Source organism: Massilia alkalitolerans DSM 17462, assembly GCF_000427785.1.
GTDB lineage: Bacteria > Pseudomonadota > Gammaproteobacteria > Burkholderiales > Burkholderiaceae_D > Telluria > Telluria alkalitolerans.
Genome location: NZ_ATYR01000018.1, coordinates 39479 through 65065, shown reverse-complemented (window position 1 = coordinate 65065; position 25587 = coordinate 39479). Strand labels below are relative to the sequence as shown.

Annotated in this window: 21 protein-coding genes; 4 read left to right on the top strand and 17 right to left on the bottom strand. The window is 67.1% G+C overall.

The features are described from left to right. Positions 1 to 37 precede the first annotated feature (37 nt). The gene (locus YWC_RS0118140; RefSeq protein WP_027866660.1) at positions 38 to 355 is read right to left on the bottom strand and encodes an H-NS histone family protein; all 318 of its coding nucleotides are present in this window, start codon (positions 353 to 355) and stop codon (positions 38 to 40) included. A 92-nt stretch (positions 356 to 447) separates the two neighbouring features. Further along, positions 448 to 1548, bottom strand: coding sequence for a glycosyltransferase family 4 protein (locus tag YWC_RS0118135; RefSeq protein ID WP_027866659.1), 1101 nt, complete (start codon positions 1546 to 1548; stop codon positions 448 to 450). Positions 1549 to 1847: 299 nt separating this feature from the next. On the opposite strand from YWC_RS0118135, the gene YWC_RS0118130 reads away from it, so the two are divergent. Further along, positions 1848 to 2705 carry a symmetrical bis(5'-nucleosyl)-tetraphosphatase gene (locus YWC_RS0118130; RefSeq protein WP_027866658.1) on the top strand — a complete coding sequence of 286 codons (858 nt, stop codon included), beginning with the start codon at positions 1848 to 1850 and terminating at the stop codon, positions 2703 to 2705. Positions 2706 to 2735: 30 nt separating this feature from the next. On the opposite strand, the gene ilvD is transcribed toward YWC_RS0118130, so the two are convergent. The 7 genes from ilvD to YWC_RS0118095 all read right to left on the bottom strand — a co-directional run bounded on the left by ilvD (position 2736) and on the right by YWC_RS0118095 (position 9287). Next, positions 2736 to 4598 (bottom strand): dihydroxy-acid dehydratase, encoded by a 1863-nt coding sequence (ilvD, locus tag YWC_RS0118125; protein WP_027866657.1) that lies wholly within the window; start codon positions 4596 to 4598, stop codon positions 2736 to 2738. Between the two features lie 93 nt (positions 4599 to 4691). Beyond that, on the bottom strand, positions 4692 to 5429 hold the full coding sequence (locus YWC_RS0118120) for a lysophospholipid acyltransferase family protein (protein ID WP_027866656.1): 738 nt from the start codon (positions 5427 to 5429) through the stop codon (positions 4692 to 4694). A 27-nt stretch (positions 5430 to 5456) separates the two neighbouring features. Further along, positions 5457 to 6737 (bottom strand): dihydroorotase, encoded by a 1281-nt coding sequence (locus tag YWC_RS0118115; RefSeq protein WP_027866655.1) that lies wholly within the window; start codon positions 6735 to 6737, stop codon positions 5457 to 5459. Beyond that, positions 6734 to 7711, bottom strand: coding sequence for an aspartate carbamoyltransferase catalytic subunit (locus YWC_RS0118110; RefSeq protein ID WP_027866654.1), 978 nt, complete (start codon positions 7709 to 7711; stop codon positions 6734 to 6736). Before YWC_RS0118110 ends, YWC_RS0118115 begins: the two co-directional genes overlap by 4 nt. Beyond that, entirely contained in the window at positions 7692 to 8222 is a 531-nt protein-coding gene (pyrR, locus tag YWC_RS0118105; protein ID WP_027866653.1) for a bifunctional pyr operon transcriptional regulator/uracil phosphoribosyltransferase PyrR, read from the bottom strand. The genes YWC_RS0118110 and pyrR overlap by 20 nt, the downstream gene beginning before the upstream one ends. Further along, complete coding sequence (gene ruvX / locus YWC_RS29945; RefSeq protein ID WP_051306548.1) at positions 8209 to 8547, bottom strand: Holliday junction resolvase RuvX; 339 nt, start codon at positions 8545 to 8547, stop codon at positions 8209 to 8211. Before ruvX ends, pyrR begins: the two co-directional genes overlap by 14 nt. A gap of 83 nt (positions 8548 to 8630) precedes the next feature. After that, positions 8631 to 9287: a YqgE/AlgH family protein gene (locus YWC_RS0118095; protein ID WP_027866652.1), complete on the bottom strand. Its 657-nt coding sequence runs from the start codon at positions 9285 to 9287 to the stop codon at positions 8631 to 8633. 246 nt (positions 9288 to 9533) lie between these two features. Here YWC_RS0118095 and YWC_RS0118090 point away from each other — a divergent pair, with 246 nt between their 5' ends. After that, a complete protein-coding gene (locus YWC_RS0118090; protein ID WP_036214965.1) occupies positions 9534 to 10988 on the top strand; it encodes a cryptochrome/photolyase family protein in 1455 nt (484 codons plus the stop codon). A 158-nt stretch (positions 10989 to 11146) separates the two neighbouring features. Here the strand turns inward: YWC_RS0118090 and YWC_RS0118085 are convergent, their stop codons facing one another. From YWC_RS0118085 to YWC_RS0118060, 6 genes are all read right to left on the bottom strand, one after another. Then, positions 11147 to 16390 carry a hybrid sensor histidine kinase/response regulator gene (locus YWC_RS0118085; RefSeq protein ID WP_027866650.1) on the bottom strand — a complete coding sequence of 1748 codons (5244 nt, stop codon included), beginning with the start codon at positions 16388 to 16390 and terminating at the stop codon, positions 11147 to 11149. A 28-nt stretch (positions 16391 to 16418) separates the two neighbouring features. Further along, positions 16419 to 18659 (bottom strand): methyl-accepting chemotaxis protein, encoded by a 2241-nt coding sequence (locus YWC_RS0118080; protein WP_229413132.1) that lies wholly within the window; start codon positions 18657 to 18659, stop codon positions 16419 to 16421. Between the two features lie 56 nt (positions 18660 to 18715). Then, a complete protein-coding gene (locus YWC_RS0118075; protein WP_027866648.1) occupies positions 18716 to 19252 on the bottom strand; it encodes a chemotaxis protein CheW in 537 nt (178 codons plus the stop codon). Continuing rightward, positions 19249 to 19638 (bottom strand): response regulator transcription factor, encoded by a 390-nt coding sequence (locus YWC_RS0118070; protein ID WP_027866647.1) that lies wholly within the window; start codon positions 19636 to 19638, stop codon positions 19249 to 19251. The genes YWC_RS0118075 and YWC_RS0118070 overlap by 4 nt, the downstream gene beginning before the upstream one ends. 24 nt (positions 19639 to 19662) lie before the next feature. Next, entirely contained in the window at positions 19663 to 20058 is a 396-nt protein-coding gene (locus tag YWC_RS0118065; protein ID WP_027866646.1) for a response regulator, read from the bottom strand. Positions 20059 to 20191: 133 nt separating this feature from the next. After that, positions 20192 to 20344 carry a rubredoxin gene (locus YWC_RS0118060; RefSeq protein ID WP_029755924.1) on the bottom strand — a complete coding sequence of 51 codons (153 nt, stop codon included), beginning with the start codon at positions 20342 to 20344 and terminating at the stop codon, positions 20192 to 20194. Positions 20345 to 20435: 91 nt separating this feature from the next. Between YWC_RS0118060 and thiD the strand changes: the two genes are divergently transcribed. Further along, the gene (thiD, locus tag YWC_RS0118055) at positions 20436 to 21254 is read left to right on the top strand and encodes a bifunctional hydroxymethylpyrimidine kinase/phosphomethylpyrimidine kinase (RefSeq protein WP_027866644.1); all 819 of its coding nucleotides are present in this window, start codon (positions 20436 to 20438) and stop codon (positions 21252 to 21254) included. Between the two features lie 19 nt (positions 21255 to 21273). Beyond that, positions 21274 to 22566: a glutamate-1-semialdehyde 2,1-aminomutase gene (gene hemL / locus YWC_RS0118050; RefSeq protein WP_027866643.1), complete on the top strand. Its 1293-nt coding sequence runs from the start codon at positions 21274 to 21276 to the stop codon at positions 22564 to 22566. A gap of 72 nt (positions 22567 to 22638) precedes the next feature. Here hemL and corA read toward each other — a convergent pair whose 3' ends face one another. Both corA and YWC_RS31695 read right to left on the bottom strand, forming a co-directional pair. Beyond that, positions 22639 to 23604 carry a magnesium/cobalt transporter CorA gene (corA, locus tag YWC_RS0118045; protein WP_027866642.1) on the bottom strand — a complete coding sequence of 322 codons (966 nt, stop codon included), beginning with the start codon at positions 23602 to 23604 and terminating at the stop codon, positions 22639 to 22641. A 99-nt stretch (positions 23605 to 23703) separates the two neighbouring features. Then, the gene (locus tag YWC_RS31695; protein ID WP_027866641.1) at positions 23704 to 25509 is read right to left on the bottom strand and encodes a DUF4214 domain-containing protein; all 1806 of its coding nucleotides are present in this window, start codon (positions 25507 to 25509) and stop codon (positions 23704 to 23706) included. Between the last annotated feature and the right edge of the window lie 78 nt (positions 25510 to 25587).

Here is a 25587-nt window from a genome sequence, read left to right as displayed (position 1 = left end):
TGGTCCTGCCAGGGCCGGGAAGTCCGGCCAGAAAAACTTAGACGCGCAGCTTGTCGAGCGACTTGCCGCCTTCGACCCATTCCTTGACCCATTTCGGCTGGCGGCCGCGGCCGGTCCACTGCTGCGATGCATTGTCCGGATGGCGATAACGCACGGCCACCGAATTGCCCTTGGTCGCATTGCCGCGGCCGCCGGTTGCCAGCAGGTCCTTGAGGGGCACGCCAACACTCTGCGCGATCGCCAGAATCTGTTCGCGCGCCTTTTGCACTTCCTGGACTTCGCGCTTCTTCATCTCCTGCTTGATTTGTTCCTGCAGGTTGCGCAAATCGCCTACGGACATATTGGACAGATCCATCGTCGTTCCCTCTTGAATGAAAGGTTGAAATTAAAGCTTGTACGGCACGGCGAGATACTCACCAATTGTCGCAATATACTAACATTAATGACTTAATTGCGCTTTTTCTTTTGTAAGAAAAGCCAGCGTGGCGACTTAAATCGAACAATACGCACATATAACCAGAGGTAGCTGATTATAAACAACAAACTGAAGAAGATGAGCACACTGGTGTTTTTCCAGAACACGGTTGCCGGAATGACGGCCATCAGGGAAAACAGCCATAAATAAGGCGAGGTGCGCGCGTTCCGTTTCATCAGTGCGCGCGCCTCGCGCGGCCCCACCGTCCATTGCACGATACGCCGGAATATCAAACTATGCAGGTGAATTCCGTCCGGCAGTGCCGGTGATTTACCGCGCACGAACATGCGGCGGTAAGCGGAGAATATCGTTTCGAATGCGGGATAAATCAGCAGCAGCGCGGCGTACCAGGTGGACACGCCGGGATTGCGCATCACCAGCAGCAGCGCCAGTTCGCCGAGCATGAAACCGATGAAGTAGGCGCCGCCGTCGCCAAGGAAAATCAGGCCCACCGGGTAATTCCAGATCAGGAAGCCCGCAGTGGCGCCGGCCACGATCAGTGCGGTCACCAGCACCACCATGTCCCCCACCTGCAGCGCCACATAGGCCAGCGACAGCAGCATGCAAATGCTGACCATGCTGGCCAGGCCATTGAAGCCGTCGATGATATTCACGGCATTCGCGATGCCCGCCACCGCGAGCACCGTGAGCGGCAGCACCACCAGATCCCATTGCAGCGGCAGCGCGCCCCAGGGCAGGTCGAGGCGCACCAGTTTCGCATCGAGCAGGTAATAGGCGAACAGCGCGGCAAGCATCGTGAGCAGCAGCCGGCGCGCCGGTGAAACGCGGCCGGTATAGTCTTCGACGATACCGCCGGCCATGGCAATGAAGGCGCATCCGAGCAGGGGCGCGATCCATGCGCCGAGCGCCGGTTCGCGCATCGTCGACATCGCGGCGGTGAATAAGACGGCGAGAAAGATTGGCACCCCGCCGATGCGCGCAACCAGATGCGCGTGGAACTTCTGCACGCCGCCATAATCGGTATCGAGCGCAAAACCATTGCGCTTCGCATACTTAATCACCAGCAGGGTGAGCACTGCACAGGATACGAAACCGACGAAAAAGGAGAACATTTTATTATTCTTTCGGTGCACACTGTAAGTCGTTTCCGCGTCGACCCTGCGGAAAAAAACACCGCACTCTTATCGTGGGAATGGTGGCCCATTGTACCGGAATAGAAGAGGCGCTCCGGAGCCGAATGCGATTCCGCACGGCGTCGTTCGATTGCATCAAATTCGCGTTAGTTCGATTGCGCGCACGTGTTCCGTATTCGCCTGCGTTTCACCGTGCCGATGCGGCCACCGGCGAAATCATTTAGTATCCCCACAGCGGTCCTGTTCCGCCTCTGCTCCACCACTTCGATAAGAACAACATGAGAACCTACGCCATCGGCGACCTGCAGGGCTGCGCCCACGAAGCCCGACTCCTGATCGACCGCATCGTCGACGACGCGCACCAGCATGGACAAACGCAGCCGCGCATCCTGTTCGTGGGCGACCTGATCAACCGCGGTCCGGATTCGCTGACCGCACTGCGCCGCATGAAGGCGCTGTCCGACGAGAACCCCGGCCGCATCGAAGCGCTGCTCGGCAACCATGACCTGCACCTGATCGCGGTGGCAGTCGGCGCGCAGCGCGCCAGCCGTTCCGACACGCTCGACGAGATCCTGGCCGCACCCGACCGCGATGAACTCATCGGGTGGCTGCGCCGGCGTCCGCTGGCGATGTTCCTTGACGCGCACCTGCTGGTGCACGCCGGCGTCGCGCCGCAATGGACCGCGGCGCAGACGATGGCGCTGGCGCACGAGGTCGAAGCCGTGCTGCGCGGCGACGGCTGGATCGATTTCCTGGGCCAGATGTACGGGAACGAGCCGAACCAGTGGGACGACAGCCTGACCGGGATCGCGCGCCTGCGCTGCATCGTCAACGCGCTCACGCGCATGCGCCTGTGCGCGCCGGACGGGAGCATGGATTTCCTGCACAAGGAAAGCGAGAGCGGGCCGGAAGGCTCCGGCCTGCTGCCCTGGTTCGACCTGCCGCAGCGGGCGACGGCCGACGTGACCGTGGTGTTCGGGCACTGGTCGGCACTGGGGCTGGTGCTGCGGCCCAACCTGGTGGGACTCGACAGCGGCTGCGTGTGGGGCGGGAAGCTGACGGCGGTGTGCCTGGACGACCGCTCGCTGCTGCAGGTGGATTGTCCCGAGTACCGGGAGCACAGCGGCAAGAAATGACATGGCCGGCGGGGCCGGCCATGCGAGGGATCAGCGGTGCAGCTGGCTCAGGTCGCGCACCGCGCCGCGGTCCGCCGAGGTCGTGAGCGCCGCATACGCCTGCAGCGCCTGCGACACGTAGCGCTCGCGCGCCACCGGCTTCCACGCATCGCGGCCGCGCTCTTCCATCTTCCCGCGCCGGTGCGCCAGCTCTTCGAAGCTCACGCGCAGGTTGATGGTACGCGCGGGGATGTCGATGTCGATGATGTCACCCTCCTCCACCAGCCCGATCGCGCCGCCTTCCGCCGCTTCCGGCGAGGCGTGGCCGATCACCAGGCCCGAGGAGCCGCCCGAGAAGCGCCCGTCGGTGAACAGCGCGCAGGCCTTGCCGAGGCCCTTGGACTTGATGTACGAGGTCGGGTACAGCATCTCCTGCATGCCCGGCCCGCCCTTCGGGCCTTCGTAGCGGATGATGACCACGTCGCCGGCGTGGACCGTGTCGCCCAGGATGCCTTCCACCGCCGCGTCCTGGCTTTCGAACACGCGCGCCTTGCCGCTGAACTTGAGGATGCTCTCGTCCACGCCCGCCGTCTTCACGATGCAGCCCTTCTCGGCGATGTTGCCGTACAGGACAGCCAGGCCGCCGTCCTGCGAATAGGCGTGCTCGCGGTCGCGGATGCAACCCGTGCTGCGATCGAGGTCGTTCGCATCGAAGCGCTCGGACTGCGAGAACGCGACCTGGGTCGGCACGCCGCCCGGCGCTGCGCGGAACAGCTGGTGCACGCCTGGATCGTCGCTGCGCTTGATGTCGTACTTCTCGATCGCCTCACCCATGGTCGGGCTGTGCACGGTCGGCAGCGAGGTGTCGAGCAGGCCGGCGCGCGCCAGCTCGCCCAGGATGGAGATGATGCCGCCGGCGCGGTGGACGTCCTCGATGTGGTACTTGTCGGTCATCGGCGCCACCTTGCACAGGCAGGGCACCTTGCGCGAGATGCGGTCGATGTCGGCCATGGTGAAGTCCACCCCCGCCTCGTGCGCCGCCGCCAGCAGGTGCAGCACGGTGTTGGTGGAGCCGCCCATCGAGACGTCCAGCGCCATCGCGTTTTCCCAGGCGGCCTTGGTGGCGATCGAGCGCGGCAGCACCGAGTAGTCGTCCTGTTCGTAGTGGCGCTTGGCGATTTCCACGATCAGGCGGCCGGCGCGCAGGAACAGTTCCTTGCGGTCGGCATGGGTGGCGACGATGGTGCCGTTGCCCGGCAGCGACAGGCCCAGCGCCTCGGTCAGGCAGTTCATCGAGTTCGCGGTGAACATGCCCGAGCAGGAGCCGCAGGTCGGGCAGGCCGAGCGTTCGATCTCGGCAACGTCGGCATCGGACACCGTGCTGTCGCCGGCCTTGATCATGGCGTCGACCAGGTCCAGCTTGATCACCTTGCGGTCATTGTTGACCACCTTGACCACCTTGCCCGCTTCCATCGGGCCGCCGGAGACGAACACCACCGGGATGTTCAGGCGCATCGCGGCCATCAGCATGCCCGGGGTGATCTTGTCGCAGTTCGAGATGCAGACCATGGCGTCGGCGCAGTGGGCGTTGACCATGTACTCGACCGAGTCGGCGATCAGGTCGCGCGAAGGCAGCGAGTACAGCATGCCGCCGTGGCCCATGGCGATGCCGTCGTCGACCGCGATGGTATTGAATTCCTTGGCCACGCCGCCGCTGGCTTCGATCTCGCGCGCCACCAGCTGGCCCAGGTCCTTCAGGTGCACGTGGCCGGGCACGAACTGGGTGAAGGAGTTGACCACCGCAATGATCGGTTTCTCGAAGTCGCCGTCCTTCATGCCGGTGGCGCGCCACAGGGCACGGGCGCCGGCCATGTTGCGGCCCTGGGTGGTGGTGCGGGAACGGTAAGTCGGCATCGTGGTCTCCTGGGACAGCGTATAGGTAAGGCACCAGCGTGCCGCCTTGGCTGTGAGTTGTCCAATATATGATTTATTGCTCTGTGATACGTTTTACATATCACCGCGCAATGCTGCGCCGACCGCCTCCTGCGCGGACTCGGCCAGCTCGCGGCGGTGCGCCCCTGTTGCATCGATCGGCGCCAGCGGCTGCAGGCGCGCGATCACCGGCTTGCCTTCCAGGATCGTGAACAGGCTGTCCACAAAAGTGGTGTCGCCGGTATAGTCGACCGAGCGGTGGAAGGCCCCCTGCCCATCCACATAGGACAGCGCATACGGCTGCACCGCCACCTTGGCATCGATGGCGGCCTCGAACAGGTTGGCGTGGAAAGGCAGCACCTCGCCCTGCCTGGACGTGGTCCCTTCGGGGAAGAAGGCGACACGCTGCCCTTCCTGCAATACCGTGACCAGGCCCTTGAAGATGTGGCGCAGCTCGCGCCGGTTGCCGCGCGCGATGAACACCGTGCCCGCGGCGGCGGCCAGCCAGCCGAGCACCGGCCAGGCGCGGATCTCGGCCTTGGCCACGAAACGGCAGGGATGAAGGGCGTTGATGACGAAGATGTCGAGCCAGGAGACGTGGTTGGCCACGATCAGCGCATGGTCGAGCACGGGCGCTCCGGGCATCTGCTCGACGCTGACGCGGCACAGGCCGAGAAGTTGTCGCGACCAGCGCCGCGTGAGGCGCTCGCGCGTGCCTGGCGAGACCAGCGGAAACACCAAGGCGCAGGTCGCCAGGCCCGCCACCAGGTGGACCGCGACGCGCGCCAGGCGCAGGGCAAGCCTGATCTTCACAATGAAGCGTCGAACCGCCCGTCCAGCTCAGCGCTGGAACGCCATGCGGCCGCGCACGAGCGTTGCACGCACCTGCCCGGCCAGCTCAAAGCCGAGGAAAGGCGTGTGCTTGCCCTGGCTCGCCAGGGCCTTGCGCTCGACCTTCCAGCGGGCGTCCGGATCGAACAGCACCACGTCGGCCGCCGCGCCCACCGACAGCGTGCCGGCGGGCAGGCCGGCGATGCGCGCCGGCTCCGACGTTACCTTGGCCAGCGCCTGGGCCAGCGCGTCCTTGCCATCCCGGTCCTCCACCCACTTCAGGGTCAGGGCCAGCAGCAGCTCCAGGCCGGTCGCGCCCGGGGTCGCTTCAGCGAAGGGCAGCAGCTTCTCGTCCTCGTCCACCGGGGTGTGGTCGGAGCAGACCGCATCCACGGTGCCGTCCAGCAGGGCGCTGCGGATCGCGTCGCGGTCGCGCTGGCTGCGCAGCGGCGGGTTGAAGCGCGCATTCGGGTCGAAGAAGCCGATGTCGGCGTCGGTCATGTGCAGGTGGTGCACGCCGACGTCGCAGGTAACGCTCAGGCCTTCCTTCTTGGCGCCGGCCACCAGCGCCAAACCGGCTGCGGAGGACATGCGGCACAGGTGCACGCGGGCGCCGGTGGCGCGCATCAGCTCGAAGATGGTGTGCAGGGCGATGGTTTCCGACATGACGGGCACGCCCGACAGGCCCAGACGCGAGGCCAACGGGCCGCTGTGGGCCACGCCGCCGCGGCCGATGTGGGCGTCCTGCGGGCGCAGCCACACGGTGTAGCCGAAGGTCTTGGCATACTGCATGGCGCGCAGCAGCACGGTGGTGTCCAGCACCGGCACCTCGGCCTGCGAGAAGCCGATGCAGCCGGCTTCGGTCAGCTCGGCCATTTCGGTGAGCGCCTGGCCCTTCAGGCCCATGGTCAGCGCGCCCAGCGGGTGCACGTTGGCCTGGTCGAGGATGCGCGCGCGGTGCTTGAGCATCTCCACCAGGCCCGGCTCGTCCAGCACCGGGTCGGTGTCCGGCGGGCAGACCAGGGTGGTCACGCCGCCCTGCATCGCCGCCTGCATTTCGGATTCCAGCGTCGCCTTGTATTCGTAGCCCGGCTCGCGCAGGCGCGCGGACAGGTCGACCAGGCCGGGAGCGACCACCAGGCCGCTGGCATCGATGGTCTGGTCGGCGCTGAAGCCGTCGGGGGCCTTGCCGAGGGCGGCGATCTTGCCGTCGGCGATGAACAGGTCCGTGACCTGGTCGATATTGTTTGCCGGGTCGATGATTCGCCCGTTCTTGATGTGGTAGTTCATCCGTGGGTTCCCGCCAAAATGCTCATCACTGCCATGCGTACCGCAATGCCGAAGGTCACCTGCGGCAGGATCACCGCCTGGCTGCCGTCGGCCACCGCCGAGTCGATCTCGACGCCGCGGTTCATCGGGCCCGGGTGCATCACGATCGCATCCGGCTTGGCCAGCGCCAGGCGTTCCGGGGTCAGGCCGTAGCTCTTGAAGTACTCCTGCGCCGAAGGCAGCAGCGCGCCGCTCATGCGTTCGTTCTGCAGGCGCAGCATGATGATGACGTCGACGTCCTTCAGGCCCTCGTCCATGTTGGTGAAGGTGCGCACGCCCATTTCGGCCAGGCCGCCCGGCAGCAGCGTATGCGGGCCGATGGCGCGCACTTCCGGCACGCCCAGGGTGGTCAGCGCGTGGATGTCCGAGCGCGCCACGCGGCTGTGCAGGATGTCGCCGACGATCGCCACCCGCAGGTTGGTGAAGTCCTTCTTGTAGTGGCGGATCGTGTACATGTCGAGCAGGCCCTGGGTCGGGTGCGCGTGGCGGCCGTCGCCGGCGTTCACGACGTGCACGTGCGACTGCCCGGTCTCGACCAGGTGCTTTGCGATCAGGTAGGGCGCGCCCGACTGCGCGTGGCGCACCACGAACATGTCGGCGTGCATGGCCGACAGGTTGTCGATGGTGTCGAGCAGCGACTCGCCCTTGCTGGCCGACGAGGCCTGGATGTTCAGGTTGATGACGTCAGCCGACAGGCGCTTGGCGGCGATCTCGAAGGTGGTGCGGGTGCGCGTGCTGTTTTCGAAGAACAGGTTGAACACGCTCTTGCCGCGCATCAGCGGCACCTTCTTGACCTCGCGGTCGGAAATGCCCACGAAGCTCGATGCGGTGTCGAGGATGTGGTTGACGACCGACTTGGGCAGGCCCTCAATGGAGAGCAGGTGCTGCAGCTCCCCGTTCTTGTTCAGTTGCGGGTTAAGAAAGATCTTGGACATTGTCTTCTTCAATGGTCAGCGAAAGTTGGCCGGCGTCGTCGCGCTGCAGGCACAGCGACTGCTGAGGCGCCAGCTCGGCGCGGGTGCCGACGTAGTCGGGCGCCACCGGCAGCTCGCGTCCGCCGCGGTCGGCCAGGGCCGCCAGGCGGATGCAGGCCGGGCGACCGTAGTCGAACAGCACGTTGATCGCGGCGCGCACGGTGCGGCCGGTCTGCAGCACGTCGTCCACCAGCACCACCGTCGCGCCGTCGACCGGGAAGCGGATGTGGGTCGGCTTCACGTCCGGGTGCAGGCCCTTCTTGGCGTAGTCGTCGCGGTAGAACGAGACGTCGATGGTGCCGAAGCGGCCAGTCAGGTCGAGGTCGCGCGCGAGGCGTTCGGCCAGCCAGGCGCCGCCCGAGTGGATGCCGACGATGGCGGCGTCGGGCACGCCGTCCAGGCCGGCGCGGACCTGGCCCAGCAGCTCGCGGTACAGCGCTTCCGCATCGTAGTCTTGATTAGATGTTGGCATGAGCGTCAAAGTATTGTTGCAAAATGATGGCGGCCGCCTTGGCGTCGATGATCTCGCCGCGCCGTTGCGGGATGACAGCGGACGAATAGCGCTCGTCGACGAGTTCGACGGGCAGGTTGAAGCGGCCGTGGAGCTGGTTGGCGAAGCGCCGGCTGCGCAGGGTCATGTCGTGCTCGGCGCCGTCGGGATGGCGCGGCTCGCCGACCACGAGGCGGGCCGGCTTCCATTCGTTGATGAGCTCGCCGATGACCTGGAAACGGGTGGCGTTGTCGACCGCCTTGATGACGGTCAAGGGCTGGGCTTGGCCCGTGAGGGTGTTGCCCATGGCAATGCCGATACGTTTGACCCCGAAGTCAAATCCAAAAACGATATCAACCACAAGCCATCTCGACCACGCGAGCCCTTTCTTTATGCATGGCCGGCTTCAGTAGCAAGCATCAAGGGATCGATTCCCAGCAATTTGATGGCGGCGGTGTAGCGTTCCTCGATCGGCAGGTCGAACAGGACCTTGGCGTCGGCGCCCACGGTGAGCCAGCCGTTGCGCGAGAGTTCTTCCTCGAGCTGTCCCGGGCTCCAGCCGGCATAGCCGATCGAGACCAGCATGCGGGCCGGGCCGGAGCCGCTGGCGACGGCTTCCAGCACGTCGATCGAGGTGGTGAAGGCGACGTCGTCGGTGACGGAGAGCGAGGACGAAAAGCGTCCGCCCGGCGAATGCAGCACGAAGCCGCGGTCGTCCTGCACCGGGCCGCCGAACATGATGGGCTGGTCCACCACCGAGGAGCGCAAGCCCGGGGCGAGCTTCAGGTCGACGCGGTCGAACAGGACTTCCATCGTCATGTCGGTCGGCTTGTTGATGACCACGCCAAGCACGCCCTTCTCGTTGTGCTCGCAGACATAGACGACGGTGCCGCCGAAGATCGGATCCTGGATCGAGGGCATTGCGATCAAGAAATGGTTGGCGAGGTTCAGCCCTGAAGAAGCCGGGCTGATCTTACCGAGCGTTTCACTTTGTTCCGGTGGCATGCCGGGCATCGGTAGAGTGCTGCCAACTTTGCTTTTTTTCATACGCTTACTCTCACATGGGCCCACTCAGGTTTGACCGCGAAGTGTCCACAAAACAACGTTACGCTTTTCGATAGTTTACACCGAATCGCTCCGGAGCCGATGGAAGCGGCCCGATAGGCCCTCGATGCATACCCTGAAAAGTCCGCCAGGCCGACCCGGATCTGTCCCGCCCAGCTGCAAACGCAGTCCTGTTAGGAGGAATCCTACCCAGTAAAATCGGCCGCCACCTTGACCCTGCACACGATGATGAATATGAGCAACTCCCTGGTCTGGTTCCGGCGTGACTTGCGGGCATTCGACCATGCCGCCCTTCACCAGGCCTTGACCTCGTCTAATTGTGTGTACTGCGTTTTCGTGTATGACAGCGACATTCTCGACCCGCTGCCGCGCGATGACCGCCGTGTGCGGTTCATCCACGCCAGCCTGGCCAGCCTTGAGGCCGAGCTGCGTCGGCTCGGCGCTTATTTGATCGTGCGGCAGGGCCGCCCTCTTGAAGTGGTCCCGGCGCTCGCCACCGAATTGGGTGTCGACGCGGTGTTCGTATGTGCCGATTATGAACCCGAGGCGGTGGATCGCGACGCACGGATGAAAGCCCGCCTGGCGGCCGATGGTAGGAAATTTCTGAGCTTCAAGGACCAGGTCGTCTTCGAACAGGACGAGGTGCTGACCTTGGCCAAGGGACCGTTCTCGGTGTTCACTCCCTACAAGAACGCCTGGCTCAAGCGCCTGGCCGGCATGCCCGAGGCGCTGGCGGCGTATCCGGTCGATCCGTATGCGCAGGCCTTCGCGCCCGCGCCGCTTGAGGCGCCGCCCCTGCCCTCGCTGGCCGAGATCGGCTTCGAAGCGGGCGAGCCGCCGCTGCCGGCCGGCATGGAGGGCGCCGAGGAACTGTTCGAAGGCTTCATCGCGCACATTGCCGATTACGGCCGGGCGCGCGATTTCCCCTCGGAGGACGGCACCTCGCGCCTGTCCACCCACCTGCGCTTCGGCACCACCTCGATCCGCCACCTGGTGCGCACGGCGCGCCAGATGATCGAGAACGGCGCCGGCGGCTCCGGCGCCTCGGTGTGGCTGTCGGAACTCATCTGGCGCGATTTCTATTCGATGATCCTGGCGCGCCACCCGCACGTGGTCACGCGCTCGTTCAAGCCGGCCTTCGATGCGCTGGCCTGGGAAACGGGAGAGGAGGCCGATGCGCTGTTCGCGGCCTGGTGCGAGGGACGCACCGGCTATCCGCTGGTGGACGCGGCGATGGCGCAACTCAACCGCACGGGCTTCATGCACAACCGGCTGCGCATGGTGACGGCCAGCTTCCTCACCAAGGACCTCGGGATCGACTGGCGGCGCGGGGAACGCTATTTCGCGCTCAAGCTGAACGACTACGAGCTGGCCTCGAACAACGGCGGCTGGCAGTGGGCGGCGTCGACCGGCTGCGACGCGCAGCCGTGGTTCCGGATCTTCAATCCGGTGGCGCAGTCGCAGCGTTTCGATGCGCACGGGGAGTTCATTCGCGAGTGGGTGCCGGCCTTGGAACGATTGGGCGCGAAGGAGATTCATGCGCCCTGGCTGGTCGATGCGGAGGTGCTGGCGGAACGCGGCGTGGTGCTCGGAAGGGATTATCCGCTGCCGGTGGTCGAGCATGACGCAGCGCGGAAGCGGACGCTGGAGAGGTTTGCGGTGGTAAAGAAGGCTAGCGGCTGATCATGCAAAACTGGGTTCCCGCCTTCGCCGGAAGTCGTAGGCGCCAGTGGCGCGTACGACGGTCTTTAGGGTAGCGCTACTAAGCTTGCCAACTATATTCGTTAGCTTCAAAACCGTCATCCCCGCGTAGGCGGGGATCCAAGTTCGCTCCGCAGCCTTCAGCTCCTCACTTTATTCAGCAAACTCTCGATCGCCGCCAGCAGCACCGGCTCCTGGTAGGGCTTGCCGAAGTAGGCATTCACGCCCAGCCCCAGCGCCACATTACGGTGCTTGTCCGCCGTCCGCGAGGTGATCATGATGATCGGAATCGCCCTGGTCGCCTCCCTGCTGCGCAGCTCGCGCGTCAGGTCGAAGCCATCCATGCGCGGCATCTCGATATCCACCAGCATCAAGTCCGGCCGCTGCCCCTCGATCTGCTCGAGGGCGTCGACGCCGTCCTTGGCCAGCATCACCCGGTAGCCCTCGCGCTCCAGCAGGCGCTGGGTCACGCGGCGCACGGTGATCGAGTCGTCCACCACCATGATGGCCGGTTTCTGTTCCGGCTGCGCCTCTTCGACGCCGGCCGCTGGCAACGCCGCGGGCCGCTGGGCCAGCGCCACCGGATCGAGGATCAGCACGATCTCGCCCGTGCCCAGCACCGTGGCGCCGGCGATGCCCGGCAGCTTCGAGAGCTGCGGGCCGATGTTCTTGACCACCACTTCGCGGTTGCCCAGCACCTCGTCCACGCGCAGCGCGATGCGCCCGCCGGCGCCGTGCACGACCAGCACCGGGTTCAGGCGCTGCAGCGCGCCGCCCTTGCCTTCGCCCAGCAGCACGGCGAGCGTGTGCAGGGCGTGCGGCTGGCCGGCCACGGCGATCGCGCCGGCAGCCTGCGCCGCGCCCAGTTCGGCATCGCGCACCTGTAGCACCTGCTCGACCAGGGTCGCCGGCAAGGCATGGGTGCGCCCGCCGCTCGCGACCAGCACCACCTGGGCCACCGCCAGCGTCAGGGGCAGGTGGATGGCGAAGCGCGTGCCCTTGCCTGGCTCGGTCGAGACCAGCACGCGGCCGCCCAGCGCCTGCGCCTCGGAGCGCACCACGTCCATGCCGACGCCGCGTCCGGCCAGCTCGGTGAGCGTGTCGGCGGTCGAGAAGCCCGGCTCGAAAATCAGTTCGGCCGCTTCCTGGTCGTTCACGACCTGGTCCGGCCCCAGCAGGCCCAGGTCGCGCGCCTTGGCGCGGATGCGCTCCAGGTCGAGCCCGGCGCCGTCGTCGCTGAAGACGATCGCCACTTCGTTGCCGTGCTGGCTCACCTGCACCAGCACCTCGCCGGTTTCGGGCTTGCCGGCCTCCGCGCGTGCGGCGCGCGCCTCGATGCCGTGCACGATTGCATTGCGCAGCAGGTGCTCGAAGGGCGCCGCCATCTGTTCCAGCACGCTGCGGTCGATTTCCACCGAGCCGCCGCGGATGTCGAGGTTGACGCGTTTCTCGAGTTCCTTCGCGGTCTGGCGCGCGATCCGGAACAGGCGCTCGGCCAGGTTCGCAAATGGCACCATGCGCACCCGCATCAGGTCGCGCTGCAGGTCGCGCGTCATGCGCGATTGCGCCGCCAGGTCTTCGGCGGCGCTGTCCACCGTGCGCGACAGGCTTTCGTGGAAGGCTTCGACGTCGTTGACGCTCTCGGCCATCATGCGCGTCAGTTCCTGCAGGCGCGTGAAGCGGTCGAACTCGAGCGGGTCGAATTTCTCCTCGCCGGCGATCGACAGGGTGGATGCGATCTGCGACTCGGCCTGCATCTCGATCTCGCGCATCTGGCGGCGCAGGCGGTCGAGGTTGTCCGAGAAGTCGGACAAGGCGCCCTTGAGCACGCCGACCTGGTTTTCCAGGCGCGAGCGCGAGATCGACACCTCGCCGGCCTGGTTGACGACGCGGTCGAGGATGTCGGCGCGCACCCGCACCAGCGGCGCGCGGCTGCCCGGCTGCTCGGCGGCCGCCGGTACCGGCCCCGGCGCTGGCGCCAGGGCCGCGGGCTGCTGCAGCTGTTCGAACAGCAGCAGGGCCCCGTCATAGTTGGCCAGCAGTTCGTCGAACGCTGCGGGGGTGGTGGTGCCGGCGTGCACCATGTTCTCGATCTGGGTTTCCAGCTCGTGGGCGTGCTGGCCGAGGCGCATCGCGCCGGCCATGCGGGCGCTGCCCTTCACCGTGTGCAGCGCGCGCAGCAAGCCCTGGGCGATGGCATGGTCCTGCGGGTTCTGCTGCCACTGGCGCAGGCCGTTGCCGATCTGCGGGAACAGGTCGGCGCCCTCTTCCAGGAACACCGGCAGCAGGTCCGGATCGAGTTCGTCGGTGAAGGCCGGGCTGGTGGCCAGCACGCTGTCGGCCGTGGCAGGCGCCAGCGCCGGCGCGGGTTCCGGCGCCGGCGCAGCGTCAAGGACCATGTCCGGCGCCGCCGCCACGCTTTCCGGCGCCGCATCGAGCACCGCCTCGTCCGGCGTGACCGCGACAAAAGCAGGCTCCGGCTGCGCCGGCGCGGCCTGGTCGAGGGCCGGGGCGGCAAACGGGTCGTCGAGGAAGCTGTCGAACAGGTCGTCGATCTCGTCGGCCACGCGCTCCTGCTTCTGTTCTTCGCGCGGCGCAGCTAGCTGCTCGGGCGGCGGCGGCGGCGGCGGCGGCGGCGGCGGCGGCGGCGGCGCGGCCAGGATCTCGCCGTAGGCGGAGGCGAACAAGGCGTCGAGCGTCACGGCCAGGTCCGGATCGACCTCGCCGTACAGGCTTGCCGCCTGCTGGCTGGCCAGGCGCGCCAGCAGCGTGTCGAGCTGGGCGATCAGCTCCGGCTGGGCCGGGGGCAGTTCGCCGAGGGCGAACACCTGCAGCATCGTGCGCACGCGCGACAGGGTCGACTCCAGCAGTTCACGGCCGTCCTCGTCGAGCACCGGGCCCGGCGCCGCCAGTTTTTCCAGCACCAGCTCGAGCGCATGGGCGACGTCGCGCAGCGCGCTGTAGCCCACCGTGGACGAGGTGCCGGCCAGGGTGTGCGCCGCCTTCAGGGCCTCCGGCGAAGCGCGCCGGTCCGGTTCCGCGCGCCAGTCCTCGAAGTCCTGCGCCAGCAGCTGCACCAGGGTCTCGGCCTCGTCGAGGTAGATCGTGTACAGGCCGAGCGGGATGTCCAGGCCGCCGATGCGTTTCGTGTCCGCCAAGGGTTCGGGTTCGGGTTCGGGCTCGAGGATATCCTCGAGCACCGGCACCGGGAGCTCGTCAGGCGCGCCGCCCTCCAGCACGCGCGCCGCGGCCGCCACCAGCGCCGCGCTGTCGCGCTGCGATGCGCCGCCGGCGGCCAGTTCGGCCACCCAGGCCGACAGTTCCGCATGCGCCTGGCGCAGCAGGTCCAGGAGCTCGGGCGTGGCGCTGCGCGCCTCGGCCAGCCACAGGTTCATCACGCGCTCGACCGCGGCGGCGCCTTCGGCAAAGCTGTCCAGGCTCACCATGCGGCTGCTGCCCTTGAGCGTGTGGAAGCCCCGGCGCAGCAGGGTCAAGGTCTCCTGGCTGTCCGGATTGCGCTCGGCCTGGGGCAGCGCTTCCAGCACGAAGCCCAGCACTTCCTGGGCTTCCAGGATGAAGATCTCGAGCAGTTCGGACTCGATGGTCGCTTCCTGCTGCCGTGCTTCCTGCGTCGCGGGTTCCTGGGCGAGGACGGGCGCCGGCGCCGCCTCGACGAATTCGAAGGGCAGCTCGCGCAGCAGGCGTTTCTCGAGGTCGAAGGTGAAGCGCCCCCTGGCCGCCTCGCTGTCCTGCGCCAGCAGGTCGGTGAAGAAGCCGAGCGCGCCGATGTTCTGGGCGATGTTGTGCAGCACGGCGGACTGCGTGCTCACCTCGCCGGCGCTGGCCTCCAGGGTCCGCACCTCGCCGGCGACGTGGCGCACGGCCTGCACGGCCTGTTCCTGGTCGAGGATGGCCAGCGCGCCCTGCAGCTGATGCAGCACCGGCTCGGCCTGGGCCAGCACCTCGCGCCTGGCCGGGTTGTCGTAGTAATCGTCGAGCAGCTTCTCGACCTGGCGCAGGCCGGCCTTGATTTCGCCGGCCAGCACCGCCACGGTCTGGCCCTGCTGGATCTGGCGCGCCAGCTCTCCCTGCCACTGCGGCGCATCGGGCGGGGTCTCGCCGGCGGCCAGCGCCAGCAGGCGCGCGCCGACCGCTTCGGCATTCTCGGCAAAATCCTCGGGCAGCTGGCGCAGCTGGTCCAGGCCGTTCTCGACGAACAGCATGGCGGTGGCCATCTCGAGCTTGACCTCGTCGCTGCGGCCGGCCTGCATGGCGTCGGTCGCGGCGCGGCCGAGTTCGCGCATCAGCTGGGCCAGGGCCGGGGCGCCCAGCTTTTCGCTGGCGCCGGCCAGGCGCGAGAGCTGCTCGTTGAAATCTTCCTTGACCTCGAGGTCGCCCTCGGTGGCGATGCGGTCCCAGTCCGACTTGGTGCGGGCCAGCGCCTCGCGCGCCTCCTGCAAGGTGGCCTGGTCGATGCGGCCGTAGCGGCGCGCGGAATAATCGTGCGGCACCAGGCCGTCCAGGCCGCAGGCCTGGCGCAGGCGCCGGGCGTCCGGGTTCGGCTGGGCGGCTGCGGCGACGAAGAACAGCGCATCGCGCAGCATCGCATCCGGCGTGCCGCCCTGCCCCTGCGCCAGGCGGCGCAGCTGCAGGTTGGCCTGGCCGAGCAGCTGCTTCACATACAGGTCGCTGTCGATCTGGCCGTCGGCCACCACGCCGGCAAAGGCGTGCAGCGCCTGCCAGAACAGGCGCGCGCGCGGCTCGGCCTGGCTGGCCGCGATGGGCGCCAGCGCGTCGCGCATGCCGGCCGCGTGCTGCGCTTCGCCGCTCTTGAGGTAGGGCAGCAGCGCCTTTTCGAAACGCGCGCGGCAGGCCGCGACGTCCGGTTGCTCGCCGGATGCGGGCGTATCGGGTTCGACACCCTTGCCGAGGTCGGCCGGCAGCAGGTCGGACGGGTGGATGCGCTCCACGCCCAGCTGCTCCTGCAGGTCGCGGTAATAGGGGAACAGGCGCGCCGGCTGCTGCGGACTGCCGGCCAGTAGCTCGTCGAGGTATTCGACCAGGGCCTGGTAGGCGTCCTGCACGGTTTTGACCGATTCGGGCGTGCACGTGGCCCGCCCCTCCTTGAAGGCGTCGATCAGCTGTTCGGCCGCGCCACCCAGCACCGCGGCGCCTTCCACGTCCACCAGCTGCAGGGCGCCGTCGGCCTGGTGCAGGTGGGTCTTCGCGTGCAGCAGCAGGGTCGGCTGCGCGTCAAGGCTGCGCCCGGCCGCATCGCGCAGGGCCGCGCCCGAGCGCCCCAATGCATCCCTGATCTCGCCGATCACCCAGGACAGGGGACCGGTATCGAAGGCTGGCATGCGTTGGGAGGATGGGTTCGTCATGGGCTCGGGCTACAGGTGATGATGCTGGTTATGCCGTCACGCGGAAGCGCGACACGGAATCCTTCAGTTCCTGGGCCAGCAGCGCCAGCTCGCGGATCGACTGCGCCGTCTGGCGCGTGCCGCCCTGGGTCTGCTCGGTCACCGAGAGGATATGCTGCATATTATGGGCCACACCGTTGGCGGACGTCGCCTGCCGTTCAGCGGCGCCGGAAATCTCCTGGATCAGCTCCGCCAGGCGGTTCGACACGCGCGAGATGTCGATCAGCGCCGCACCGGCCGCATCGGACAGGCGCGCGCCCTCGACCACGCCCTGGGTCGACTTTTCCATCGCCGCCACCGCGTCGTGGGTGTCGGCCTGGATGGTGCGCACCAGCGCGCCGATGCCCTTGGCCGCCTCGGCCGAGCGCTCCGCCAGGCGCTGCACCTCTTCCGCCACCACCGAGAAGCCGCGCCCGGCCTCGCCCGCCGACGCGGCCTGGATCGCCGCGTTCAGCGCCAGCACATTGGTCTGTTCGGTGATGTCCGAGATCAGGTCGGTAATTTCTCCGATCTCCTGCGAGGATTCGCCCAGGCGCTTGATGCGCTTCGAGGTTTCCTGAATCTGCTCGCGGATCTCGTTCATGCCCAGGATCGCGTTCTGCACGGCGCGCGCGCCCTGCTCCGCCGCCGCCACCGACTGGCGCGCCACGTCGGCCGATTCGGTGGCCGAACGCGACACCTCGGAAATCTCGGTGGCCATGCGCAGCACCGTGCTCGATGCTTCCTGGATCTCGTGCGACTGGGCCTCGGCCGCGCCCAGCAGCTCGGTCGACACCGCCTGGGCGCCGCCGGCGGCGCGCGTCACCTGCTCGGTGGTTTTGATGACGCGCAGCACCAGCTCGCGCAGTTCCTCGACCGTGTAGTTGACCGAGTCGGCGATCGCGCCGGTGATGTCTTCCGAGACGGTGGCGTGCACGGTCAGGTCGCCGTCCGCCACTTCCTGCAGTTCGTTCATCAGGCGCAGGATCGCCGCCTGGTTCTGGTCGTTGGTGGCCTTGGCTTCCTCTTCCTTGGCCTGGGCCAGCTGGCGCATCGCCTCGGCCTCGCGGCGGCGCGCTTCGGCGCCGCGCGCGCGGTTGCGCGAGTCCAGCAGCATCACGCGGCTGATGCTGCCGCCCATGGCCAGGGTGAAGATCGAGGCGCCGACCAGCAGCCAGAACCAGCCGCTCCTGGTGTCCAGCGCGCTGCGGTACTGGAGCTGCACCCGCGCCAGCGTCGAGCGCAGGCCCTCGTTGTCGCGCGCGATGACCTGCTCGGCGGCGTGGGAGGCGTTGAAGTTGTGCCCGTTGGTGGACAGCGGCGCCAGGCCTTCCTGCCAGCCCTTGTAGGCGGTGCGCGCATCGACGACACGCTCGCGCAGCACAGGATCGATGCCGGCGCCGTCGGCCAGGCTGTCGAGCAGCGCGCCCAGTTCGGCGCCGTCGCGCACGATGGCGCGGGCGGCCTCGCGCTGGGCCGCGCCCGGCGCCAGGAAGGCATGGGTCGACACCGACAGGCGCTCGGCCAGCGCGGCCAGGCGGACAAGGGCAGCGTTGCCGGGCTGCCTGCCGGCGATCGATTGCAGTTCCTTCGCGAGCGGCTCGAACTTGTCGACGCTGGCGCCGAAGCCGACCAGGTGGCGCTTGTTGCCGACGATGGTGGTGGCGGCCGCGTTCGAGGCGACCCAGGCCGAGCGCGCCTTGGCCAGCAGGGATTGCAGCTCGCCGGAGGTCGCAGGGATGGCCTTGCCGTCGGCCTGGCCGCCGCGCGCCAGCAGCTGCAGCAGGCGGCCGACTTCGGCGCGGCTGTCGTCGAGTTCGTTGAAGGCGCCCATCTCGCCGCGCAGGGCGTTCGGTGCGGCCTTGGCCACGCGCTGGGCATGCATCAGGGCGTCGGAGGCGATCTGACCCTGGTTCGAGACCACGTCGGTGCGCGCCGCGTTCTGCCACATCGACAGCACGGTCAGCAGGATGCCGGCCACGAAGGCGGCCAGCACCAGGCGCAGCTGGCGCGACAGCGACAGGTGGCCGATCAGCGGCAGGCGCAGCTCGTCGCCGTCGCCGGCGGCATCAATCGCGCCCGGCTGGGATTTGCGGGGGCGGGTACTGCCGAGGCGGCGCGCGGCGGCGTCGGCCGAGCCATGCGCGGCGCCGTCATGGGAAGGCGGCGCCAGCACGCCGGCGCCGAACTGGGTGTCGGGCGAGGCCAGCACGGTGTCGTCGTCCGCGCTGTCCTTCGAGAATACGTTCATGCTGAGTTTCGAGGCGAATCCCATACCGGCTCCTGGTCCTGCTTTTGTCGTATTGGTTAGCTGCGTCCGTCCGGTTGCTGCGCCACGTGCAGGAAGCGTTCATCCCGCACCAGGGCTGCCAGCGAGAGCGGCGTCCACAACTGGTCGTCGGCGTCGCGCAGGACCTCGCCCTCGCGTTGCATGCCGGCCGCCTGGCGCAGGCCGTACACGCGGTCGGCCAGCAGCGCGCAGTTGAAGCCGAGCGTGGGGGCGAAAGTGACGAGACGGGCGGACGGCCCCGAGGCAGATTGCCCCTCCTCGCCGAGGTAGCGCGCCAGGTCGATGACGCCGACCAGGGTGCCGCGCACGTTGGCCAGGCCCAGGTACCAGGGCTGGGTCAGGGGCACGCGCGCCAGCGGCACCGGCGACACGATTTCACCGGCTTCCAGCAGGTCGAGCAGGTAGCGGGTGCCGCCCACCTGCATGCCGAGCTGCTGGATCGGCGCGCCGCCGCCGCCCTTGGCCGCCTGCATGCGCTCGAGGAGCTGCTCCTGGTATTCGCGCAGGCGGGTGCGGCGTGCCGCAGGGTCGAGCCTGGCCTCGCCCCCGTTCATGCTGCAGCGGCCGCCGGCCCGGCGTCGAGCGAGGCGATGCTGGCCAGCAGCAGCGCCGGGTCGACCGGCTTGATCAGGTAGTCCTTGGCGCCCTGGCGCATGCCCCAGATGCGGTCGGTTTCCTGGTTCTTGCTGCTGCAGATGATGACCGGGATCGTGCTGAGCTCCGGGTCGCGCGCGATCGAGCGCGTCACCTGGAAACCGTTCGCGCCGGGCATGACCACGTCCATCAGGATCAGTTGCGGGCGCTCGGTGCGGATCTTGTCGATCGCCTCTTCGCCGTTGACGGCGGTGCTCACGGCATAGCCGGCGCGCGCCAGGATGTCGGTCAGGTAGAAGCGTTCGGTCGGGGAATCGTCGACGATCAGGATGTGTTGAATGGCCACTTGGGCTCCGGGGTCGGTAATCGGTCAAGCCTTCGCCGCCGTGTGCTCGCGCACCGCGGTCAGCAGGCTGTCCTTGGAAAATGGTTTGGTGAGGTAGGCGCTGGCGCCAACCATGGCGCCGCGCGCACGGTCGAACAGGCCGTCCTTGGACGACAGCATCAGCACCGGGGTGGCGTGGAAACGCGCGCTCTTCTTGATCAGGGCGCAGGTCTGGTAGCCATCGAGGCGCGGCATCAGGATGTCGCAGAACACCAGCGCGGGGTGGTGGTCGTTGATCTTGGCCAGCGCATCGAAGCCGTCATCGGCCAGCACCACCTGGTAGCCGGCCTGGGTCAGGAAGATTTCGGCGGAGCGGCGGATCGTGCTGCTGTCGTCGATCACCATGATGGTCAGGCCGGTCGGGTGCGGCGATGTCGTCATTTTCGTTTCACTTCAGCATGAAGCGCCACGATAGCACAGGGTTTTCGCCTTGTGCGTGATGTGTTGCAATACGTCAACTATGGAGTTCACATCCTCGTAACATCCTGCAAACACACATGTTTTTGACACAATCTTAAATAGCGGTCATCTCGAAATCGTCCTTGCGGGCGCCGCATTCGGGGCAGGTCCAGTTCATCGGCACATCGGCCCAGCGGGTGCCCGGTGCAATGCCGTCGTCCGGGGCGCCGGCGGCCTCGTCATAGACCCAGCCGCAGATCAGGCACATCCAGGTCTGGAAGGGGGCCGTCGATTCGTTACTCACAATATGCTTCCTCGGTAAAGTAAAATGGAGAGTCGCGTATATTAATCCAGGCGTCGTGCAAAACCAAACCTTACCCCTGATCCTGACATTTGGCGTGTCCGACCCGGTCGGCGCGCTCGGCGTGCAGGCCGACCTGGCCGCCTTCGCCGCGCACGGATGCCACGGCTTGTCGGTGGTCGCCGGGCTGCTGGTGGCCGACAGCGCCAAGGTGGAAAACCTGCACGAAGTCGACAGCGACTGGATGGCCGACCAGGCCCGGGTCCTGCTCGAAGACATGCCGGTGGCCGCCTTCAAGGTCGGCGCCGTGGCCACCGTGCTGCAGCTGGCGGCGATCGCCGAGATCGTGTCCGACTATCCGGACGCGCCCCTGGTCCTCGACCCCTTCCTTTCCGCCCTGCCCGACTCGGGCCTGGCCGACGAGGAAATGCTGTCCGCGATCCGCTCGATCCTGGCGCCGCAGACCACGGTGCTGATGCTGTCGCAGTCGGAACTGGGCCGCATGGCCGAGACCTGGCGCGACGTGCCCGACGAGGGCGAAGAGAGCGCGGATGCCCTGTTGGCGGACGTCGCCGAACTGACCAATGCCGGCTGCCAGTACGTGCTCGTCACCGGCACCCGCGACGAGAACGGCACCTGCTCCAACACCCTGTTCGACGCCGACGGCGTGGTCGCCAAGGTCGAATACCAGCACCTGCCGGGTCCGTTCGTGGGCGCCGGCAACACCTATTCGGCGGCCTTCACCGCCCTGATGGCCTGCGGCATGGAAGCGCCGCAGGCGCTGTTCGCCGCCCAGGAGTACACCACCGGCGCGCTCGAACACGCCCAGCGCTTCGGCATGGGCAAGTTCATTCCCAACAAATTCTACCGGGGCTGAACAAGTCCCCTTCGCTACCATGACTGACAACACCTCGAAGAACGACCAACTGTTCGCCCGCGCCCAGCAAACCACGCCGGGCGGCGTGAATTCGCCGGTGCGCGCCTTCCGCTCGGTGGGCGGCACGCCGCGCTTCATCACCCGCGCCGACGGCCCGTATTTCTGGGACGCCGACGGCAAACGCTACATCGACTACATCGGTTCCTGGGGCCCGGCCATCGTCGGCCACGCGCACCCGCAGGTGATCAAGGCGGTGCAGGAAGCGGCCGCCAGGGGCCTGTCCTTCGGCGCCCCGACCGAGGGCGAGATCGAGATCGCCGAAGAGATCTGCCGCCTGGTGCCCTCGATCGAGCAGGTGCGCCTGGTCTCGTCGGGCACCGAGGCGACCATGAGCGCGCTGCGCCTGGCGCGCGGCGCCACCGGACGCGACAAGATCGTCAAGTTCGAAGGCTGCTATCACGGCCACGCCGATTCGCTGCTGGTGAAGGCCGGTTCCGGCCTGCTCACCTTCGGCAATCCGACCTCGGCCGGCGTGCCGGAAGACTTCGTGAAGCACACCCTGGTCCTCGACTACAACAACATCCCGCAGCTGGAAGACGCCTTTGCCTCGATGGGCGACACCATCGCCTGCGTGATCGTGGAGCCGGTGGCCGGCAACATGAACCTGATCCGCGCCACGCCGGAATTCCTGCAGCGCATGCGCGAACTCTGTACCGAGTACGGCACGGTCCTGATCTTCGACGAAGTGATGTGCGGCTTCCGCGTGGGCCTGGGCGGCGCCCAGGAGATGTACGGCATCACGCCGGACCTGACCGCGCTGGGCAAGGTGATCGGCGGCGGCCTGCCGGTGGCGGCCTTCGGCGGCCACGCGGAGCTGATGCAGAAGATGGCGCCGCTCGGCCCGGTGTACCAGGCCGGCACCCTGTCGGGCAACCCGGTGGCGGTGGCGGCCGGCATGACGACCCTGAAGCTGATCCAGGAGCCGGGCTTCTACGAGAAGCTGGGCGCAGCCAGCGCACGCCTGGTGCAGGGCCTGACCGAGGCGGCGCGGGAGAACGACATTGCCTTCTGCGGCGACGCGGTGGGCGGCATGTTCGGCTTCTACTTCTCGAACAGCATCCCGTCGACCTACGGCCAGATGATGGCGGGCGACAAGGAACGCTTCAACCGCTTCTTCCACGGCATGCTGGACGAGGGCGTGTATTTTGCGCCGGCCATGTTCGAAGCCGGTTTCGTGTCGGCACAGCACAGCGATGCGGTGATCGACGAGACGGTCGAGGCGGCGCGCCGGGTGTTCAAGCGCATCGGCTGATCAGGCTGTAAAAAGCGAAACGGGCGGTGAAATAATATTTCACCGCCCGTTTCTTTTTGAAATTTTATTTCATCAGCGCAGCCAGCCGCGACGCTGGAAGTACAGCAGTGGCGCCGCGATCGCGGCCACCATCAGGCCCAGCGCGAAGGGATAGCCGTAGGTCCATTCGATCTCCGGGAAGACCTTGAAGTTCATGCCGTAGATGCTGGCGATCAAGGTCGGCGGCAGGAAGGCCACCGAGGCCACCGAGAAGATCTTGATGATCTTGTTCTGGTTGATGTTGATGAAACCGACGGTGGCATCCATCAGGAAGTTCACCTTGTCGAACAGGAAGGACGTGTGGCCGTCCAGCGATTCGATGTCGCGCAGGATCTGGCGCGCTTCCTCGAACTGGTCGGCGTTCAGCAGCCGGCCGCGCATCAGGAAGCTGACCGCGCGTCGCGTGTCCATCATGTTGCGGCGGATCCGGCCGTTCAAGTCTTCCTCGTGCGCGATCGCGTTCAGCGCGGCGGCCGCGTCCTGGTCGGTGAATTCCTTCTGCAGCACGCGGGTGGAGACTTCTTCCAGCGCTTCGTAGATGCCCTCGAGCGCGTCCGCCGAGTATTCGGCGTCGGTCGCGTACAGGTCGAGCAGCACGTCCATGTAGTCTTCGATCGAGCCGGGACGCGAGCGCGCGCGCAGGCGCACCAGGCGGAACACCGGCAGGTCGTCGTTGTGCACCGAGAACAGGATTTTCCCGGACAGGATGAACGCGACCGTGACCACGCGCGAGGGCCCATCCTCTTCTTCGAGCAGGAAGTCGGTGCGCAGGTGCAGGTCGCCGTTCTCGGCTTCGTAGTAGCGGGCCGAGGCCTCGATGTCCGACACCTCGTCCTCGCCCGGCAGCGTCACCCCATAGGTCGTCTTGACCAGGATGCGTTCCTCGTCGGTGGGCTCGTTCAGGTCGACCCAGACCGGCGTCACATTCTCCAGGTCTTCGCGCGAGTCGACGCTGACCTGGTTCAGGCGGCCATTTTGTAGGACAAATACGTTGATCATGCGCTTTTCTCGGCCGGGATTCGAAAACTGCGCAAGTGTAACCGACTGGCCGTGCGAGAGGCCACCCCGTAACGACAAATTGTCGCGAGAAGCGCGGACTCAGGGCGGCGTGTAGTCGATCCCGTGCCCGATGGCGCCGACCAGCTGCGCCACGTTCTCCGGACTTTCGCTGAATTCCACCAGCAGCTCGCTGCGGTCCAGGGCGCCACGACCCAGGACGCCGACCCAGAAGTCCAGCCCGGCCGCATCGGGCTGGCGGTGCAGCACGTTGTCGTACAGCGCCGCGACGAAATCGCGGTCGCTGGCGGCGGCGCCGGTGAGGTCGATGAACTCCTTGCTGGCGACGAAGTAGCCGGCGATCCGTTCCAGCGAATCGCCCGCGTCCATGCGTCCGAGCCAATGGCCGAAGCCGCTCGAGTCGGGGGCGCGGTCGAAAGCGGCCTGGTAGAGGCGGTACAGCTGCCCCGCCGCGCCCTCCGTGTCGAGCGCCACGTGACCGTCGTCGAAGGCAAGGCGCTCGATGTTCACCAGGCGCACCGCGTCGCCGGATAATGTACGGTACATCAGGAAGCCATCGCCGGATTGGGTGATGGCGTAGTCGCTGCGCGACAGATGCAGCCGCAGGGTATCGAGGCCACCCCCGCCGTCCATGAGCTCGGGCAGGTTCCACCAGCGCTCGACGAAGTCGGCCGCGTCGGTACCCCGGAAGTAGTCGACGACAGGGTTCGCGCCCGTCTGCCGGTGCTCGACGCCGTTGATCGTGAAACCCAGGAAGCCCAGGGACAGCTCCGTCATCGGGGTCACCTGGCTCATGCTCACGGCGATGCCGGTGCCGGGGCCGATGCCGGTGACGTTCCTGCCCACGATCATCAGGCCGTAGTCGTCCTCGACGACACTGAGCTCGCCCGTGGCGCCGCCGGTCAGGGCAAAGCCCTCCAGGTCGCTGGCCCGGATGTCACGCTGGAGCCGCACGGCGAAAATATCGACCGGTCCCGTGCCCCAGCTCTCCGGCGTGACCGTCATGACCACGCCCTGTTCGGACATCGCCCAGGACAGGGCGGCCATGGGCGGAACCGGTGGATGCTCGACCTGGTTGCCGGTGACCGTGATCGCCGTGCCGACGCCCAGGGCCTGCAACTCGGCGGCGGAATAATCGCGCGCGTTGTCCTGGAAGTCGGTAACCCGGACCTTGGTGATGTTGTACACGCCCGGCGCGGCCTTGCCCGACAGCGCGGGGGCGGCCTTGAGCTGGGCAAGGACCGCATCCGCGACCCGCATGTCGGTCGTCAGCTGCAGTTCGGTCGTCAGCTGCACTTCGGCCGCCTCGTTCCATCCCAGGAAGATCGGTTTGTCGAGCGTGATGGTCAGCGCGCGCACGCCGGCGCCACCAGCGTCGCGCGCCCTTCCCTCGACCTCGAAGTTTTGCGCAAAACCGGTGCTCAGGTCTACGCTGGCCGGAAACTTGAGGCCGACCAGGGTCGGCGCCACCGTATCCACCAGCCCGTTCTTTACCGTGATCGCACTGGGGATGCCGAGCGCCTGCAGCCGGCCGGTGTCGTAGGTATTGGCGTTGCCGCTCCAATCCGTGATCGTGACCCGGGCGATCTCGTAGCTGCCGGAGCGCGTCAGATCGCTTATCTGCAGGGTCCGGAAGGAGGAGCCAGGCGTCTCGTCGTGAAAATTGTCTTTATTCCATTGATCATCGAAATAGACAAATTTGTTGCTGCCGATGAAGCCTTCGACCCGGTAGGCGTCCTTGAACTCCACCGACACCCAGCGTACGCCACTGCCGCCGGGCTCGTCCTGCACCTGTACGCCGAGGTCGAAGCTGGTATTGCCGGCAGCAAGGTCGATGACGGACGGCAGGGTCAAGCCCAGCAATACGGGCGCGGTCGTGTCGCTCATGGCAGCTCCATCCAATCGTCGAGATGGACCGATTGTGACACGCCCGCCGGGCGCATGGTTCACCAATTCCCACACCGG